The organism is Flagellimonas sediminis (assembly GCF_010500845.1).
Taxonomy (GTDB): domain Bacteria; phylum Bacteroidota; class Bacteroidia; order Flavobacteriales; family Flavobacteriaceae; genus Flagellimonas; species Flagellimonas sediminis.
Window position 1 is genome coordinate 425811 of record NZ_JAAAMI010000001.1, and the last position, 17548, is coordinate 443358.

Consider the following 17548-nt stretch of genomic DNA (forward strand, 5'->3'; position numbering starts at 1 on the left):
AAAATGTTGTATAATTAACGGGTCGCTTTTTTTAGGAAGGTTTTGTCAATTCACTCATAAACTCAATGGTTGTTTTAGAATAGGTCTAGTAAATTGCCTTGTTGTACCTATGTTGTACCCGAAAAAAAAGAAAAACCTCCCAATTGCTTGAAAGGCTTATCTTTGTTTAAGTGGTCCCACCTGGACCTATTTTTTAGCTTCATGGTTTTTCATGTGATATAATTGCTTAACTTATAGCACATAAGGTATTAGGCGAATTCTATTTAGCAGATTTTATCATTTTATATGGTGTTATTTGCCCCCTATTTTGCCCCCCTTTAAACGTACATTAGTCCATATTAATCCATATTAGATTAAACTACATTAAATGCAATTAACTTTTACTATTAGAAAAGACAAGCAGAATAAGGATGGAACTCTACCAATTAGGGCAGTGGCCACTTTTAATGGGGAACGGTTTAGGAAAAATATCAACGGTGTTAAAGTACTGCCTAAACATTGGAAAAAGGAACGAATCCGGCCTAACTCAAAAGGGGAACCTTACAACTATCACATTGAGTACAATCAAATATTGGATGACTTTTCAGATAAGGTTCATTCTATATTCCGGTATTTTCATTTAAACCAAAGGAATCCTTCAAAAGACCTTTTTGAGCAGAAGCTTAATGATAAGACATTTGGTGAAAATTCGCTTGCCCCACAATTCTTTGAAAGCTTTTCAGAATTTATTGAGTCCGGAAGGACGACAAAGGCCCTTGGGACCATCAAAAAGTATAAGACAGTAAAAGGATTTTTAAGGCAGTTCCAGACTTATACCTCATATCCACTCCATTTTGATACTATAAATATGGAGTTCTATGAAAAATTCCGGGACTATTGTTTTGAAGAACGGGACACACTGAACAACTACTTTGGAAAACTTGTCGCCATTATTAAAACCTTTATGAATTGGTCTTTTGAAAGAGGCTACCATCAAAATCTAGAATTCAAGAAATTCAAAAGAACCGAAGACCGTATTGAGGTGATTTATTTGACCCAAGAAGAATTGATGCGCCTTTACAACTTTAAATTCCATTCCAAAAAACTTGATATGATCCGGGACTTTTATTGTTTTGGCTGCTTCACAGGACTTAGATACAGCGACATTAAACATTTATCATCCTCGAACATCTATGATAACCATATCAAAATTAACGTGGTTAAAACACGTAAAATCGACCAGACAATTCCTTTGAACATTTATGCAAAGGCCATACTAGAAAAGTACAAAGACTCCATATATGAGCCTCTTCCCGCTTATTCCAATCAAAAGGTCAACGAACATATTAAGACATGTTGCAAGAGAGCCAATATCATTACACCTACAACGACCACCAGGTACATAGGTCAAAAAAGAGTCGATATTACATTACCCAAATACAAATTGATTACAAGTCATACAGCAAGAAAAACCTTCATTACTCTAAGCCTAATGCTCGGCATGAAGGAAGCTGTTATAAAAGAAATCTCTAACCACAGCGATGAACGTTCATTTAAGCGCTACGTTGATGTTTCCGAAAGTTTTAAACAGAAGGAAATGGAGAATACTTGGAATAAAATAAGTGCCACCTTAAACTAAGCCATTATGAAACTATATTACAACTACTTCATTTTCAAATCAATTTTCCACAATAGATATACACTACTATTATTCTTTCCTGCTATTTCCTTTGGAATATTTATTAGCATGATCATTGACGATTATGATGGACTTACATCAAGTCAAATGACAATCGAAAAAGTACAAGCACTTGTTTTTATCGCAACATTCATAGCAGTGGGTGTCTTTTATCCAAAAGCACTTAAAAGAATTTCCAAGACTTTTGAATTCATAAAGTATTCTAATTTTTACACTGCATCCTTCAAGCTTTTTGGAGAAAAGGACCAAAGACTATTCCATCAATATGTTTTAGAATCAATCCTTTCGAAGGATTTGAACCTCAAGAAATTTGCAAAGCAATTTGAGAATAGTCCCAAATGGCAACGCATACTTTTGGAAGAGCTAAATTCAACAACATTTAAAACGAGCTTTATTTCAGAATTGGACTTTCCCAGATTTGTAAATGAAGTATCAAACAAGCGTAAAAAATCAGGGTGGATTCGAGACCATTTGAACTACAAAACTCCCTTTGAAAGAGCTTTCTTCATTGCGTCAAAGTATGCCTCCATACCATCAATTTTGAACAATATCGATAGTGTAAAACAGGCTATAATCACTAACATCAACATTACCGATAATGGGGTACAACTTGATGCGAAAGGCCTTAAAATGGATATTAACAAGGTAAATAAGGAAATCCATAATATTAATTTGAGGTATCGAATACTATTAAATCCAAGGATAACACAAGAGCAATTTGTCAAGATAATGCACAGTTATGGCGAAGAAAATTTGAACGGGTTCAAAGCTGTTCGTTTTGTGGCTTTTTTCACTGGATTTAGTATATATGAGAAAGAAAAATACAACTGTCAAAACATCTTCACTCCATATAGCATAGACTTAACGGATGATGAAACCAAAGAATTCATTGCATTTCTACGCTTTTTAATGGACCGCAAAGTAATCCTGGGAAAGGAATTTAACACCGATTCTAAGCTTGCTGAAATTGTAGAGATTCTAGTTGAAAATTGTTTGCTTTCATCAGAAACAATTCGCCGCAACTTTTCGGAAACGTACAAGCATAGGAAATCCCTTCACCCAGATACAATGCGAAAAATTAATACTGCCATAGACAAAGATTTACCTCCCTTATAATTAATGTTTACCGTTTCTCAACGAAGCAATAAGTAATTGAGGCATAAAACTTACCAAGAGTAGTTGGTAAGTCAATTTGGGGCTTTATTGAACATAGTTTAGCTGTGAAAATCTAAGTTTCACATTTAATCGCTTAACTATGTCAAACCCTATTCTATATGGTTTTACCAAGAAAGACTTGGAAAACACCATTGAGCTTGTTGTAAAAAGGCTCCAAAAAACTTCCTTAGTATCTGAATCACCGCTTCTATCAGAAGAAGACCGATTAACCCAAAAAGAAGCGGCCCAATTTCTTGGCAAATCCGAGCAATGCCTCATTAAGTGGAAAAAACAAAAGAAGATTCCCTACTACCAAATCGGTGACTCTCCTTTTTATTCCAAAAAAGAGCTTTTGGAATACGCGAAAAGAAACCCACACTTGAGAAGGCCAACATCTAAATAAGGATTTCAATGAATCAGGACATTCCATATTTAAGGTCAGGTACTTCATTCTATAAAATCGTTCGAGTGCCAACAATATCCGGCCATTTTAATGAGCAATTGGTTACTTGGAGCGAACATGCGATAAAACAGGATCATGGAAAGGATTATTTAAGCAAGGTGCCGAAATATGATGGTTTTACCTGTATTCCAAACCACATTGATTTTAAAAGGGAACACCATGGATTTTATAACATCTATTCACCCCTATCCCACACAATTGAGTATAAAGAAATTCGGAATTCCTTGATGTTTATGGAGCATATATTTGGAAAACAAAAGGAGCTGGGACTTGACTTTTTGCAATTACTATATAAAAAACCGACCCAAATACTACCCATCCTTTGTTTGGTTTCAACAGAAAGAAATACTGGAAAAAGCACGTTCTTAAAATGGCTCAAAGAGATATTCGAGAATAACCTTACGTATTTGACCAACGACAGCTTCGGTAGTCAATTTAATTCAGATTGGGCCAACAAACTTCTTATCTGCATTGATGAAGTACTCTTTAATAAAGAGGAACTCACTGAACGAATCAAATACTTAAGCACAACCAATCGCAATAAGCTTGAAGCAAAAGGAAAGGATAAAAGAGAAGTTGAGTTTTTTGGAAAATTTATCCTATGTAGTAACAATGAAGACAGTTTCATTAAAATCGATGCAAATGAAACCCGGTTCTGGGTACGAAAAATAGCCCCCTTAAAAAAAGAGCAGACCGATTTCTTGGAATTGCTCATAGGAGAAATACCAGGGTTCCTCCACTTCCTCTCTCAAAGAAAAATAGTCTCGAAACAAAAAACCCGTATGTGGTTTACACCAGCTGAGCTTTACACCCCAGCCCTTAAAAAACTGGTCAATAACAACCGTAATCGCGTAGAAAAGGAATTGGCCAGCCTCTTATTGAGTGCCATGGAAAAATTTGAAATGGAAAGTATTGACCTCTGTCCCATTGATGCCCTTCACATGCTTAACAAGACTAGGGTCAAAACCGATTTAACCCAACTAAGGAGGTTATTAAAAAAAGATTGGAAGTTGGACAACCAGAACAATTCAAATAGCTATCAAAAGATAACTATCTGGGCCAATGGTGAAATCAATACTGAAGATGCCAAAGGAAGGTATTTTACCATTCAAAAAGATTTTTTGCTGAAGAATTTTGATGAAACGATGACAGATTAGCACAAACTAGGCAAACATAGGACTTTACGCCGTCATCATATTTTCATCATTTGGTCATCAAAATAAATAATGATGACAGTAAAAAGATTGAAAAAAAGCCTTTTGATGAAATGATGAAAAATTGATGAATTCGGGAACCACTTTAAATATTGGCCATTCCATAGAATGCTCATCAAATCATCAAAAAAATAATAGAGAGAAGCTTATGAAAGAAAAAAGAATAACCTGTGAAAAAGCCCGCAACGTTTGCATCGTCCAAACGCTTGCAACGTTGGGGCACTTTCCCAGTAAACAATCGGAAAAAGAAGCTTGGTTTCCAAGTCCTTTCCGGTCGGAAACCCAAGCCTCTTTTAAAGTCTCTAAAACCCTCAACCGATGGTACGACCACGGTGAAGGTATCGGGGGTAATGTAATCGACTTGATCTGCAAATTGAAACAGATTTCCGTAAAGGAATCTCTGGAATTTTTGAGCGACAATCATTGTTCTTTTTCCTTTCAACAGCAACCCGTTAAAAAGGAATCCCCGAAGCTTGAAATAACCCAAGTACTTCCTATTCGGCATCCGGCCCTATTGGATTATCTCACAGAAAGGAAAATACCCCCTACCCTTGCCCATGGATATTTGAAACAAGTCCATTTCATCCTGAACTCCGTAAAATATTTCGCTCTTGGTTTACAGAACGAGGCGGGTGGATGGGAACTTCGGAACAAATTTCAAAAGCATTGTTGTTCCCCCAAGGCAATCACCCTCATTAGTAGAGGAAAACAAAACATTATCGTTGTCGAAGGCATGTTCGATTTTCTTTCCCTTTTGGTCATTCGACCAAAATGGTTTGTGGATTCGGATGTGTTGATTCTAAACTCATTGGCTTTTGCATCCAAAATTGGCAGTATTATAGAAAAATACGATGGTATAAATCTAGCCTTGGACAATGACGAAGCCGGCGAGAAATGGACACAATATCTTACAAGTATATTTCCTAAGGCCCTGGATAAAAGAAATTGCTTTGCCGGTTTCAAGGATATAAACGAAAAATTGATAGCCCATGGCCAGCGATACTATCCATAAAAAACATGGCCCCGTCGAACTTTCCGAGTTGGTTACTTTTGATGAATTTGGAAAACCAAAACGTAATTCTGATAAGAATTCGAGATGTGTGTCTGTGGACACAATCTCGCCCGCTCCCGATGGTCGCAGGGAAAAAAAGAAGTGTTTTAAGGGGAAAAGAGAATTGGTAAAATTCCGCTGTACCACCTACGAGAAAAAACTATTGATGGCAAAGGCGAAGCTCTGTGGGCTGACGTTGAGCGAATTCCTAAGGAGAGCGGCCATGGAACAAACCACCGTGGAACGATTATCAGACGAGGAAATCGAAATCTATCAAATGCTAGCCAAGTACCACAACAACTTTAAATCGATTGGGAACATGTTCCGGAAAAAGAGTCCAAAACTGACCGAGTTGGTCTACGATACGGCCAAGCAGATTAAGGAACACCTTAAAAGATTCGGATCATGATAGGTAAGGGTAAATCCATTTCCCATACCCGTGCTTCCATGGGGTATGGTTGGAACCAGGAAAAGAATGCAGAAGTGGTATTCAGGCAACATTTGGTGGGGAAAAACCCCAAAGAAGTAACCGAAGAGTTCCAACGAATACAAGAAATGAACCATGTCTGTGAACGAAATACCCTTTCCTTTGTGTTAAGCCCGACCATTGACGATGGCCAACGTTTAAAAAAGAAGGAACTGGAAAGGATGACCAGGGCATTTATGAAAAGAATGAATCTCGGGGAACGACAGGCCATTGCCTTTGTGCACCGTGACAAGGAACACACTCACATTCATTTGTACGTCAACCGTATCGACTTTAAAGGAGTCGCGTACAACGACAGCTTTATTGGCAAACGCAGTCAGAAAGCAGCCGAAAAAGTGGCGGAGACCATGGAAATAACCACCGTTAGGCAAGTGCAAATGGAGCGGGAATTCAATACCCAAGAACTTCGCAATGAAATTAAACGACGGCACGAACTGACCTTGCATTATCAAAAACCTGAAAACTACCAACAATATATGGAAGGAATGAAAGCAAATGGTGTCGAAGTTAAACCGAGCATCAACAGACAAGGTCAACTGCAAGGATTCCGGTTCGAATTTCAAGGGCAAAGCTTTAAGGGCAGCGAAATCAACAGGAATATGTCTATGGCCAATATTGGCAGGGAATTGACACGATACAACGCCCCACAGAAAATCGTTTCGCCAAAGAACACCATCAAGCTATTGGACAAAGTGGTGCCAGTTCCCGAAAAGCTCTTGGCATCCTTGGTTAAAAAGGCAATTAGAAAATCAATCGACATTGGATTGGGCATTTAAATCTGAAGTGTTATGAACAAACTTGAAACCATCACACAGCTATTGGTAAACGAGCTGGCCGACTTTGATAAGAACGTACAACAATTAAGCGACCAAATGGAAAGGGCCGAATCTCTTAAAGTTAAATTCGATGTGGCACCTATTAAAGGTTTCATCTCACAATTGGAAGAATTTGGCAGACGTGAATCGGAAAGAAGGGAACATTACCTGGACAGTTTGGAACGAAACCTACAACAGGCCAAGATTTATCCGAAATGGGCGGTAGTTACTTTTATGGTATTTTTTGGTTTTTCATTATGTATGGGATTTTATGCCTACACCTTAAAATCTGGATTGGAGGAAGAAAAGAATGAAGCATTTGTAAAAGGGAGAATGAATGCAGAAACCCATTACGAACAATTTATAAAAGAAACTCCTAATCTTCTTAGGCTTTACGAAGAATGGAATAAACAGGATAGTAAAAATTAGCGGTGCACAATCCGCTTTTTAATTCATTGTCGGAATAATTTTACAAAAATTTTTATATTTTTGTTAACCCATTTCGTTAATAATAATTAATACATTTGTGGAAATAAGTTATAAAACCAACAAACTGGAGAAACAATTGACCAACTCACGGGAGTTGGCCAAGACTTTTGGTCAACTTGCTCGAAAAATTAACCAAAGACTTGGTGAGCTAAAATCTGCAGAAACTTTGGCTATTATGCGATTAATACCTGCAGCAAGATGCCATGAACTTAGTGGAAGCAATAAAGGCGAGCTTGCTGTGGATGTTTCTCCAAATTATCGGATGATTTTCCAACCAAACCATGATCCTTTGCCTAAAAAAGAAGATGGCGGGCTCCATTGGGAAAGCATAACTAGGATTCAAATTAATCTGATAGAAGATTACCATTAAAAATCAACAATATGACTAGCACTATCGAACAAGCAAAATCACTTCTTTCTCCCCCAGGAGATACTATCCAAGAAACAATCGATTTAATGGGTATGTCACAGGCTGAACTAGCGGAAAGAATGGGTAGGCCAAAAGAAAAGATTAATGAAATAATAAAGGGCAAGGAGCCAATTTCCACAGCTACGGCCTTTAAATTGGAGAATGTATTAGGTGTACCGGCCAGTTTTTGGCTGAATAGAGAAAATGAATATCGAGAACAAATTTATCAATTGGAGCAAGAAGCTTTTTTTGAAGAATGTCTGGATTGGCTAAAACTGTTCCCCATTCGGGAAATGTGCAAATTCGGATGGTTGCCTCAAAGTAGAAATAAGCAAGAACTAGTTGAGCCAATTTTAAAATTCTTTGGGGTGGCATCTCCAGGAGAATGGAAAAGAATTTATGTTCACGAGGAAATTGCTGTTTCATTTCGAATTTCATTGGCGAATACCAAAAATCCATTTGCAGTATCCGCCTGGCTTCGTATGGGTGAATTACAATCTAAAAAGCTTGATTTAAAAGAATACGATAAGAAAAAATTTAAGGATAGTTTAATTAAAATAAAAGAATTAGCTTTTGCTATGCCTAGCGACTTTAAAAGCAGACTGCAGGAAATATGTGCTAACTGTGGTGTTGCCCTAGTTTATACTCCCAACCTTCCAAAAGCCCCAATCAGCGGAGCAGCTAGATGGTTTCATAATATACCAATTATTCAATTATCTGGGAGGTTTAAAACCGACGACCATTTTTGGTTTACCTTTTTCCATGAAGCAGGCCATATTTTACTGCATGGCAAAAAAGATGTTTTTTTAGAGAACTTAGATGGTGCAGAAATTGATGATTTTAAAGAGGAAGAGGCTAACAATTTTGCGTCAAAACAACTTCTATCACAAACCCAGCTTAATGAAATAATTGCGTCTTCACCATTAGACGATGAAAAAATAAACCGTTTTTCTACCGCTTTTAAAGTCTCCACAGGTATAATCATTGGTAGATTGCAGTATGTTAAATATATTGACTTTTCAGAAGGCAACCACTTAAAACAAAAGATTAATCTTTTCGATTAATGTGTTTACAGCCCATTATTTTTTCAATTAGATACACTAACCTTGCTTATGGCCAAAAAAAAGACCAACAAACAAATTGAACAATACAAGCACAGCAAAGACGAACGTGCCAACATACCTCATGTTGGACTGGTAACTCCTGCCAGCGATCCCGACACTGGCGAAAAGAAAACATACGAATACGATCCTCATCTTGACCCACAGTTGCAATGGGCAGGGAAAGCAGAACATACAAGTTTTGAAGTGCCAACTGTAAGCTTGCATGTACATGAACGTATTGACCCGAAAACCATTATTGAAACTGTAAAAAAGGAAAAAGATGATGTCGGACAAATGAGCCTGTTCTCTGAAAAAAAACCCTTACGTGAAGCCATAGATTTCTACAAGCATAATGAAGGTTGGACCAACAGACTTATCGCGGGTGATAGCCTTTTGGTGATGAACTCCCTATTGGAAAAAGAAGGTATGGCAAGCAAAGTGCAGATGGTCTATTTTGACCCGCCATATGGTATAAAATACGGGAGTAATTTTCAGCCTTTTGTTAATAAACGTGATGTAAAAGATGGCAATGATGGGGATTTAACCGCAGAGCCTGAAATGATAAAGGCATTTCGGGATACTTGGGAGTTAGGTATCCATTCGTATTTGACTTACTTACGTGATAGGCTTTTACTTGCGAGAGAAATGTTAAATGAAAGTGGAAGTGTCTTTGTTCAGATTTCGGATGAAAATGTACATCATGTTCGAGAAATTATGGACGAAGTTTTTGGGCGAAATTGCTTTGTTAGCCTAATAGCATTTACAACAACGAGTGGTTTTTCGACAAACGCTTTGAGCAGATCAGGAGACTATATTGTATGGTATTGCAAAGACCCTGCAAATCTTAAGTTTAGAAAACTATTCAAAAATAAGGTTGCAGGTGAAGCGGGTGCTACGAAATATAAGCCAGCAAACACTTATAGTTCTATACCAAATAGCTGGTGGCCTGGCGATAAATTGGTTTCTGTTGATTCATTGACTTCTCAAGGACCAACAGAAACTGATTCGAAATTCTTGTTTGACGGAAAAGTATATTATCCGCCAACCGGGATGCATTGGAAAACCACAGTTGAAGGGCTTTATAAATTGGCTGAAGAAAAAAGAATTGTCATTCAAGGTAATTCACCTAGGTTTCTCCGCTTTTTTGAAGATTACCCTGTATATCCTATAAATAATTTATGGACAGATACATCCGGTGTTCAGAATAGAACCGAAGGTAAGATTTATGTAGTTCAAACAGCTAGCTCTCCCATTCAAAGATGTATGTTAATGACAACAGATCCTGGGGATTTAGTTTTAGATATTACTTGCGGTAGTGGAACAACCGCAACCGTTGCTGAGGAATGGGGAAGAAGGTGGATGACTTGCGATACATCTCGTGTAGCCCTATCTCTAACCAAACAAAGGTTAATGACAGCAAATTATGATTACTATAAACTTGCATATCCTAAAGAAGGGGTAAGTAGTGGCTTTGATTATAAAACTGTACCACATATCACCCTTAAAAGTATTGCCAACAACGAACCACCAGCCACTGAAATCCTTTACGACCAACCCTTAAAAGAAAATGGCAAAACCCGTATTACTGGTCCTTTCACCGTAGAAGCGGTTCCTGCTCCATATGCTAAAAGCTTTGACGAATTAGAACAAGAAGATACCGGCTCTGATAATTCCATAGCACGCAGCGGAGAAACAAATAGACAAGCAGAATGGCGGGATGAATTGCTGCGTGCAGGTGTAAGAGCCAAAGGTGGTAACATCATCCAATTTACTCGAGTAGAGCCTTTGGCGGGCACCAAATACATTCAGGCAGAAGCGGAAACCAAAGAAGACACGCCTAAAAAAGTATTGGTGGTTTTTGGCCCTGAACATGCTCCTTTAGAGCAACGCATGGTAGAAAATGCCTGGCAAGAATCAAGGGCTTTAAGACCTGATATGTTGTTGTTCTGTGCTTTCCAATTTGACGAAGAAGCCGCTAAAGACATTGATGAACTTACACCAGCAATTGCGGGTATGCAGCTCATCAAAGCACAAATGAATGCCGATATGCTTACAGATGACCTGCGCAAAAAGCGTAGCAGCAACGAAAGTTTCTGGTTGGTGGGTCAGCCTGATGTACGAATACACAAAGTAGAAGATGGCAAAATTCAAGTTGAAGTTATGGGCTTTGATTACTACAACCCAAAAACAGGCAATGTTGAAAGCGGTGGTAAAAAGAATATTGCCATGTGGATGCTTGATACCGATTACGATAATCGTTCACTCTACCCTTCTCAGGTCTTTTTCCCAATGGCGGGGGCAAAAGACGGTTGGGTAAAATTGGCTAAGAACCTCAAAGCAGAAATAGACGAAGAAAAAATTGAAGCATTCAAAGGCACAATTTCACTGCCTTTTGAATCAGGTTCTGCGGTAGCCGTCAAAATTATTGACGACAGAGGTATTGAAAGTTTGAGAGTTTTAACTGTATAGATTATGGCAGGTAGCATCGATAAACTCATCATCAACAGTCCTCATCAAGAACCACAACAACATTGGTTTTACGATAGAGAGAATAGAAATTTCTACATAAAAGAAGGCAGACGACCTGCGGGCTATGTTATGGCCACTCCAAATTCCAAAGCATTTGACGACCCAGGTATTTTCGTAGAAATAGATATCGTTAACAAAATCCGCCCACGGGTTAAAGCTTGGCAAGAAGCAGGTTACCCTGGAGTAACCGGAATCACCAAACGACTTCTAGAACATTGGCAAGACCCTGAAGAACGAAAAGACCGTAGATTTTTCTTTTGTCAATTAGAAGCCATTGAAACCTTGATTTGGCTCACGGAAGCACCTGCTGCGGACAAGGTGGGTGTTGACATTCAAGGAGATGGTGGAGCTTTTGAACGTTGGTGTAGTAAAATGGCAACAGGTTCAGGAAAGACCATCATTATGTCAATGATTATCGCATGGAATTTCTTGAATAAAGTATCCAACCCAACAGATGCTCGATTTAGCAAATATGCTTTGTGTGTTGCACCTGGTCTTACGGTAAAAAGCCGACTTCAAGTTTTACAACCTACTCACGAAGAAAACTACTACGAAGAATTCAATATTGTACCTGCTGCTTTGATGGATAAACTCCGTCAAGGAAAAGTGATTATTCACAATTGGCATGCTTTAGCCTGGGATTCTCAAGATAAGATTGATGCCAAAGTTGAAAAAGGGTATTTGCGTTCTGTTGACAAACGCCAACGCATGGAAATTAGTGGTGAAGCGTATGTTCGAAATGTGCTAGGTGAAATGAGCACTGCAAGAAACATCATTGTCCTAAATGATGAAGCTCACCATGCTTGGCGGATGAATCCAGAAGCCGTTGGAAAATACAAACGGACTGGTTCAGACAAAGACAGTGCAGAAGAAGCCACAATTTGGGTAGGAGGTTTGGATAAAATCCATGAACAAAGAGGAATTCTGAAATGCTTTGATTTATCAGCAACACCTTTCACTCCTTCAGGAAAAAAAGCAGCAGAAGATGCTTTATTCACATGGATTGTTTCAGACTTTGGATTGAATGATGCCATTGAATCAGGTTTAGTAAAAACACCAAGGGTAGTTGTTCGTGACGATAGTGAGCGAACCAAAGAATTGAAATCAAGATTGTATCATATATATGCAGATGATGAAGTAAAAGACGATATCAACCGCAAAGCAGAGGAAACTGAACCTCTACCCGACCTGCTCATTAATGCCTATTATCTGCTAGGAAAAGATTGGTTAGAAACGAAAAACGAATGGGAATCTGTTGGACACAAAGTTCCACCTGTAATGATTACGGTTGCCAATAGAACGGAAACTTCTGCACGTATCAAATATGCTTTTGATCACAATCAGATTTTAATACCTGAACTATGTGCTCCAGAAAAAACACTACAAATTGACAGTAGGGTATTGGAAAGTGCTGAATCAGAAACTGAAGCTCTTGAATTAGTGCTTGATTCTGAAGATGAGGATGGAGAAGAAAACATTCCTAAACTCACTAAAAAACAACAAGCAGAATTATTGAGATTGACGGTTGATACAGTAGGAAAAGAAGGTGAACCAGGCGAGCAAATTCAAAATGTGATTTCAGTAGGCATGCTTTCCGAAGGATGGGACGCGAAAACCGTTACACATATCATGGGGTTAAGAGCTTTCTCCAGTCAATTATTGTGCGAGCAGGTAGTCGGAAGAGGATTAAGACGAGTAAGTTATGATGTAGGTGAAGATGGTTTATTTGAAGCTGAATATGTGAACATTTTTGGTGTTCCATTTACGTTTTTACCTCACGAAGGCGGCGAAGGAACACCACCACCACCGCCCAAACCTAAAACGAAAATTGAACCAAGAAAAGAAAAGGCACAACACGAAATCTCTTTTCCAAATATTGTAAGAATTGACCATGTTTATTACCCACAATTGAAATTGGATTGGGAAAAAGTCAATGTATTGGAGATTGACCCTTATGAATCAATCACAGAAGCAGAAATGGCTGCCATCATTTCCGGCAAAGCCAATCCAAAAGTAAAGTCAGCCATAGGATTAGAGCAAATTGCAGAAGACACAAGGATTCAATCAATTGTGTTTAAAATTGCATCCACGATTTACAATTCAGAAAAGAAACCAGATTGGAAAGGAAGCAAAGAAATATTCTTAGCTCAGCTCGTTCGTATTGTCGAACAATTTATTGATTCGGACAATATCAAAATTAAAAATGATTTGTTTAATCAAGACGATTCTAAAAGAAAGATTCTAATCATTCTGAATATGAACAAAATTGTTCAGCACATCTGGACAGCCATTCGCTCGGAGAATACAGAGAGACTAACACCCGTATTTGACAAAGAAAAACCTATTCGTTCGACAGAAGACGTAAGAACCTGGTATACTAGCAAGCCATGCGAATGGACAGATAAATCACATATCAGCCATTGCGTTTATGACAGCGGCTGGGAAGCAAGTGAGGCCTACTTCTTTGATAAATCAGACCTGGTAGAATCTTTCGTTAAAAATGACCATTTAGGATTTACCATTCTATATAATCATAAAGGAGTAATCCGAAAATTCTATCCAGACTTCATTTTAAGGTTGGTAAATGGTGATTACATGGTTTTAGAAACCAAAGGTGTTGATAACCAACAAAATCAAACCAAAAGAGAATATTTGAATGAATGGGTAAATGCAGTGAATAATCATGGTGGTTTTGGAAAGTGGCATTGGGACGTTTCTTTTCATCCTAGTGATATAGAAGGATTGGTTAAAAAATATTTGGAAAGTGAATTGACCAAAAGCCATTTATAGAGTTCCTATGAAATTATATAGAAATAATAAGTCAGCTGATAAGCCTCGAGAAATTTACAAAGATGAGTATTTAGACGACTTGTCTAACTTCAAAACCAAAAAAAGTAGGCGTAAGGCCTTAGCCGCGTTTGAAAAAGCTTGGGAAACTAGAAATTTTGAAATTGATTTGTATTGGAGAAGGACAAACTATTTTTGGGCTTTACAAATACCAATTTTCGCCGCATATTTTGCCTTATTAAGTTCTGATAAGCTAGATGACTACAAAGTCATATTGTTTCTAATTAGTTGTATCGGGATAATAGTATCATTAGCTTGGAAACTAATTAATGTAGGCAGCAAAAATTGGCAAAGGCATTGGGAAAATCATATTGACCATCTAGAGGATAGGGTTACCGGCCCCTTATATAAAACAATTTCTAAAACACGAACATATTCTGTTTCAAAAATTAATGAATTGGTGAGTTTATTTTTTCTATTAGTTTGGATACTTCTATCTATTTTTTATTTATGGTCCAATAATCTTAAGAATATTTCCACCGATTCGGACTTCGCCTTTGAAGAATTCTTTATCGTTTTAATTACGCTTTTTATTGTTTGGCAAATGATATTTGAACATGGATTGGGTTTATTCCAGAATAGAGAGGTACAGTTTTATAGAAGAAAATCAAAAATAAAAAGGTTGAGTTAATAATTTATTAATGCAAAAGCCTTCATTAACCGTTATACTAGGAGCAGGATTCTCAAGGCCAGCAGGATTACCTCTTGCAAGCGACATCAAAAAGCGATTTGACAGAGATCAAAGACAAAATCTTTTAAGGTTTGGTTCAGGAGAATGGATGTGGAAAGATGAAAAATCTGAAATAGATATTAATAATGGCAAGATGAATACTGATAGCTCTGTTTATGGTTATATTCTTAATGAAGTTATCAAAAAATATAAATTAGAGCATTCAGTTTTTATTGACTACGAGCATTTTTATCAATGGATTCAGGATATAGTTAGAGATAAGAGATTAAAGGAATATATATACCAAAAGGCAAAAGATTCTTTTCTTCAGGACCATCCAAATTTTATGGAATTTGTACCTGAATATGATGGTGATATCCATCCCTTTTTATATCGCTTTAAAAATGATTCAGACTTATCCAATATTTTAGAAATCATAAATTATTTGATAGCCGATTTGATCAGTATCAAGAAGCCTCAGTTCCTTGAATCCCTTTCCAATTATGAAGTATTCGTTAATTATTTGAGAAAGTTTGAAGAGGTTGATATTTTTTCACTAAATCATGATTTATTACTTGAAAATATACTACAGTATTTTGGAAGTCAATATAGCCGTGGATTTACAAAAGAAAAATCCGAAATTAGATTCCAGGATAATGATGCTCCTATTGCCGTTTTTAAAAATCTTTTTGACAAACCAGTAAGGCTATATAAACTGCACGGTAGTATCGACTACTACCGTTTCGAACATTATGTCCAAGGAGATAAGCCCTATCTGCAATATACTGGGAATTATAATTATTTTACTACCAACAATTACAAAGAAAAACACTTTGCAGTAAGAGTTAACCCTGAAAATGGAAAACTTTTACAGGAAACTAATTTTAATGTAGTTCCTAAATTTATTACCGGGACCAATAAAACTGAAATCATAAAAAATGACTTGATGTATACTGAACTTTTTAATCGCTTCGAGTTATGTGTTTCCAAAGCAGAGAATATTTTGATATCCGGTTATTCATATAGAGATAAACATATTAATAAGGAGCTTGAAAAGCGAAATGATGTTAATGTTATTAATCAAAATCCCTTCAATCGGTATCCTTTTTCGTGCAGGCATTCATTTAATATTCCTTCTTTAAAAGATTTAAAATAATGCTGCTTACCAAAACCGATTTTATTCAATACCTCAATTGCCCAGAGTCGTTATGGCTACAAAAAAACCGCCCTGATATCTACGAAGAATACAAAGGTGAGTTCTCGCTATTTTTGGAGAAGTTGATAAAAGAAGGTTATGAGGTTGAAGCTTTTGCCAAGCTTCTATTTGAAAATGGTGTTGATTTACCTGAGGACGCAAGTCCTGAATATACCAAAACAGCGCTCGACTCAGAAAACAATTTATTTTTTCAAGCTTCCTTCATAACAGAAAAGGGTGTTTTTGCCCGAGTAGACGTTTTAGAAAAGTTACCTGATGGTAGCTTTCATATTTATGAAATAAAATCATCTACCAGCATTAAAACAGACAAAAAACACAACCATTTAAAAGATGCTTGTTTTCAAAAGTATGTTTTACAAGAGTGCGGTTTTAAAGTATCAAACGTATCTATCATCAATCTTAATAAGGAATATATTAGGCAAGGAGCCATTATTCCCAAAGATCTACTTAGTATTACAAATGTTACCAACGAAATAGACCTTCTTTATAGCACCGTGGTCAATGAAATTAATACTGCCACAACACTCATTACTAAAGATATCATCAATTTAACCGAATGCTCTTGTCGTTACAAAACAAGAAGCAACCATTGTGATAGTTTTTATTTTTTCAATGCGGATATTCCTGAATATTCAGTATATGAAATAGGTCGTATTTCAGAAAAAAAAGTGATACAGTTAGTAGAGGAAGGAAATACCTCTATTTTGGACATTCCATCAGATTTTGAGTTGAACTCTAAGCAACAAACTCAAGTTGAATCTATTCGACAACAACAACCCATAATTAATACAAAAGCTATAGCCAGTACATTTTCAAAACTTCAATATCCGCTTCATTTTGTAGACTATGAAACGTACGCGAGTGCTGTACCTAAAGTAAATGGTCTGAGTCCGCATAAACATCTGGTATTTCAGGTTTCCATACATACTCTGAACCAAACCGGAGAATTGACCCATTTTGAATGGTTAGGTGACAGCATGGAACTACCTAAAGATATGTTGAATAAAATGCAAGAATTTACTGGGCAACAAGGCACCTATATTTCTTGGAACGCACCCTTTGAAATGAGTCGAAATAAAGACATGATAGATTGGTTGCCAGAATTTACAGGCTACCTTATGTACATGAACGAACATATGTTCGATTTGATGAATCTGTTCAAAGAAGATTATGTAGATTATCATTTTCATGGTTCCACTTCTATAAAAAAGGTTCTGCCTGTTTTATGTCCACAGTTCTCTTATGCAGATTTAGAGGTGCAGGACGGTACTATGGCATTGGACACCTGGGGAAGAATTGTTAATGACCCCAATTTTGTCGGAGATATTGAAAAAACACGAAAAAACTTACTAGCATATTGCAAATTGGATACCTTGGCTATGGTCGAGATTTATAAGTTTCTAAAGGAACTATAATACACAA

The 17548-nt window shown here is 37.1% G+C and carries 15 protein-coding genes; all 15 read left to right on the forward strand.

Annotation, left to right across the window (positions count from 1 at the left end; genetic code table 11):
- Positions 1–367: 367 nt before the first annotated feature.
- The 15 genes from GTK07_RS01830 (at position 368) to GTK07_RS01900 (ending at position 17541) form a co-directional block, all read left to right on the forward strand.
- Positions 368–1618, forward strand: coding sequence for a site-specific integrase (locus GTK07_RS01830; RefSeq protein ID WP_163632452.1), 1251 nt, complete (start codon positions 368–370; stop codon positions 1616–1618).
- Positions 1619–1624: 6 nt separating this feature from the next.
- Positions 1625–2794, forward strand: coding sequence for a hypothetical protein (locus GTK07_RS01835; RefSeq protein ID WP_163632454.1), 1170 nt, complete (start codon positions 1625–1627; stop codon positions 2792–2794).
- 139 nt (positions 2795–2933) lie between these two features.
- The gene (locus GTK07_RS01840) at positions 2934–3236 is read left to right on the forward strand and encodes a helix-turn-helix domain-containing protein (protein ID WP_163632456.1); all 303 of its coding nucleotides are present in this window, start codon (positions 2934–2936) and stop codon (positions 3234–3236) included.
- Between the two features lie 8 nt (positions 3237–3244).
- Positions 3245–4453, forward strand: a complete 1209-nt coding sequence (locus GTK07_RS01845) for a primase-helicase family protein (RefSeq protein ID WP_163632458.1) — start codon at positions 3245–3247, stop codon at positions 4451–4453.
- Positions 4454–4658: 205 nt separating this feature from the next.
- The gene (locus tag GTK07_RS01850; RefSeq protein WP_163632460.1) at positions 4659–5522 is read left to right on the forward strand and encodes a toprim domain-containing protein; all 864 of its coding nucleotides are present in this window, start codon (positions 4659–4661) and stop codon (positions 5520–5522) included.
- Complete coding sequence (mbpA, locus tag GTK07_RS19210; protein ID WP_235932405.1) at positions 5500–5970, forward strand: mobilization protein MbpA; 471 nt, start codon at positions 5500–5502, stop codon at positions 5968–5970. The genes GTK07_RS01850 and mbpA overlap by 23 nt, the downstream gene beginning before the upstream one ends.
- Positions 5967–6824, forward strand: a complete 858-nt coding sequence (locus GTK07_RS01860; protein WP_163632462.1) for a relaxase/mobilization nuclease domain-containing protein — start codon at positions 5967–5969, stop codon at positions 6822–6824. The genes mbpA and GTK07_RS01860 overlap by 4 nt, the downstream gene beginning before the upstream one ends.
- 12 nt (positions 6825–6836) lie before the next feature.
- Positions 6837–7292 (forward strand): DUF6730 family protein, encoded by a 456-nt coding sequence (locus tag GTK07_RS01865; RefSeq protein WP_163632464.1) that lies wholly within the window; start codon positions 6837–6839, stop codon positions 7290–7292.
- Positions 7293–7389: 97 nt separating this feature from the next.
- A complete protein-coding gene (locus tag GTK07_RS01870; RefSeq protein WP_163632466.1) occupies positions 7390–7722 on the forward strand; it encodes a type II toxin-antitoxin system RelE/ParE family toxin in 333 nt (110 codons plus the stop codon).
- Between the two features lie 11 nt (positions 7723–7733).
- Positions 7734–8825, forward strand: coding sequence for a HigA family addiction module antitoxin (locus GTK07_RS01875; RefSeq protein ID WP_163632468.1), 1092 nt, complete (start codon positions 7734–7736; stop codon positions 8823–8825).
- Positions 8826–8873: 48 nt separating this feature from the next.
- The gene (locus GTK07_RS01880) at positions 8874–11333 is read left to right on the forward strand and encodes a site-specific DNA-methyltransferase (RefSeq protein WP_163632469.1); all 2460 of its coding nucleotides are present in this window, start codon (positions 8874–8876) and stop codon (positions 11331–11333) included.
- Between the two features lie 3 nt (positions 11334–11336).
- Positions 11337–14183, forward strand: coding sequence for a BPTD_3080 family restriction endonuclease (locus GTK07_RS01885; protein WP_163632472.1), 2847 nt, complete (start codon positions 11337–11339; stop codon positions 14181–14183).
- Positions 14184–14190: 7 nt separating this feature from the next.
- On the forward strand, positions 14191–14871 hold the full coding sequence (locus GTK07_RS01890; RefSeq protein ID WP_163632474.1) for a RipA family octameric membrane protein: 681 nt from the start codon (positions 14191–14193) through the stop codon (positions 14869–14871).
- Positions 14872–14881: 10 nt separating this feature from the next.
- Entirely contained in the window at positions 14882–16066 is a 1185-nt protein-coding gene (locus GTK07_RS01895) for an SIR2 family protein (RefSeq protein WP_163632476.1), read from the forward strand.
- Entirely contained in the window at positions 16066–17541 is a 1476-nt protein-coding gene (locus GTK07_RS01900) for a DUF2779 domain-containing protein (protein WP_163632478.1), read from the forward strand. Before GTK07_RS01895 ends, GTK07_RS01900 begins: the two co-directional genes overlap by 1 nt.
- Positions 17542–17548: the final 7 nt, after the last annotated feature.

What these genes read in the sequence shown, in the direction of transcription:
- GTK07_RS01830 (WP_163632452.1), top strand. Translation starts at nt 368, where the DNA reads ATGCAATTAACTTTTACTATTAGAAAAGACAAGCAGAATAAGGATGGA.
- GTK07_RS01835 (WP_163632454.1), top strand. Translation starts at nt 1,625, where the DNA reads ATGAAACTATATTACAACTACTTCATTTTCAAATCAATTTTCCACAAT.
- GTK07_RS01840 (WP_163632456.1), top strand. Translation starts at nt 2,934, where the DNA reads ATGTCAAACCCTATTCTATATGGTTTTACCAAGAAAGACTTGGAAAAC.
- GTK07_RS01845 (WP_163632458.1), top strand. Translation starts at nt 3,245, where the DNA reads ATGAATCAGGACATTCCATATTTAAGGTCAGGTACTTCATTCTATAAA.
- GTK07_RS01850 (WP_163632460.1), top strand. Translation starts at nt 4,659, where the DNA reads ATGAAAGAAAAAAGAATAACCTGTGAAAAAGCCCGCAACGTTTGCATC.
- mbpA (WP_235932405.1), top strand. Translation starts at nt 5,500, where the DNA reads ATGGCCAGCGATACTATCCATAAAAAACATGGCCCCGTCGAACTTTCC.
- GTK07_RS01860 (WP_163632462.1), top strand. Translation starts at nt 5,967, where the DNA reads ATGATAGGTAAGGGTAAATCCATTTCCCATACCCGTGCTTCCATGGGG.
- GTK07_RS01865 (WP_163632464.1), top strand. Translation starts at nt 6,837, where the DNA reads ATGAACAAACTTGAAACCATCACACAGCTATTGGTAAACGAGCTGGCC.
- GTK07_RS01875 (WP_163632468.1), top strand. Translation starts at nt 7,734, where the DNA reads ATGACTAGCACTATCGAACAAGCAAAATCACTTCTTTCTCCCCCAGGA.
- GTK07_RS01880 (WP_163632469.1), top strand. Translation starts at nt 8,874, where the DNA reads ATGGCCAAAAAAAAGACCAACAAACAAATTGAACAATACAAGCACAGC.
- GTK07_RS01885 (WP_163632472.1), top strand. Translation starts at nt 11,337, where the DNA reads ATGGCAGGTAGCATCGATAAACTCATCATCAACAGTCCTCATCAAGAA.
- GTK07_RS01890 (WP_163632474.1), top strand. Translation starts at nt 14,191, where the DNA reads ATGAAATTATATAGAAATAATAAGTCAGCTGATAAGCCTCGAGAAATT.
- GTK07_RS01895 (WP_163632476.1), top strand. Translation starts at nt 14,882, where the DNA reads ATGCAAAAGCCTTCATTAACCGTTATACTAGGAGCAGGATTCTCAAGG.
- GTK07_RS01900 (WP_163632478.1), top strand. Translation starts at nt 16,066, where the DNA reads ATGCTGCTTACCAAAACCGATTTTATTCAATACCTCAATTGCCCAGAG.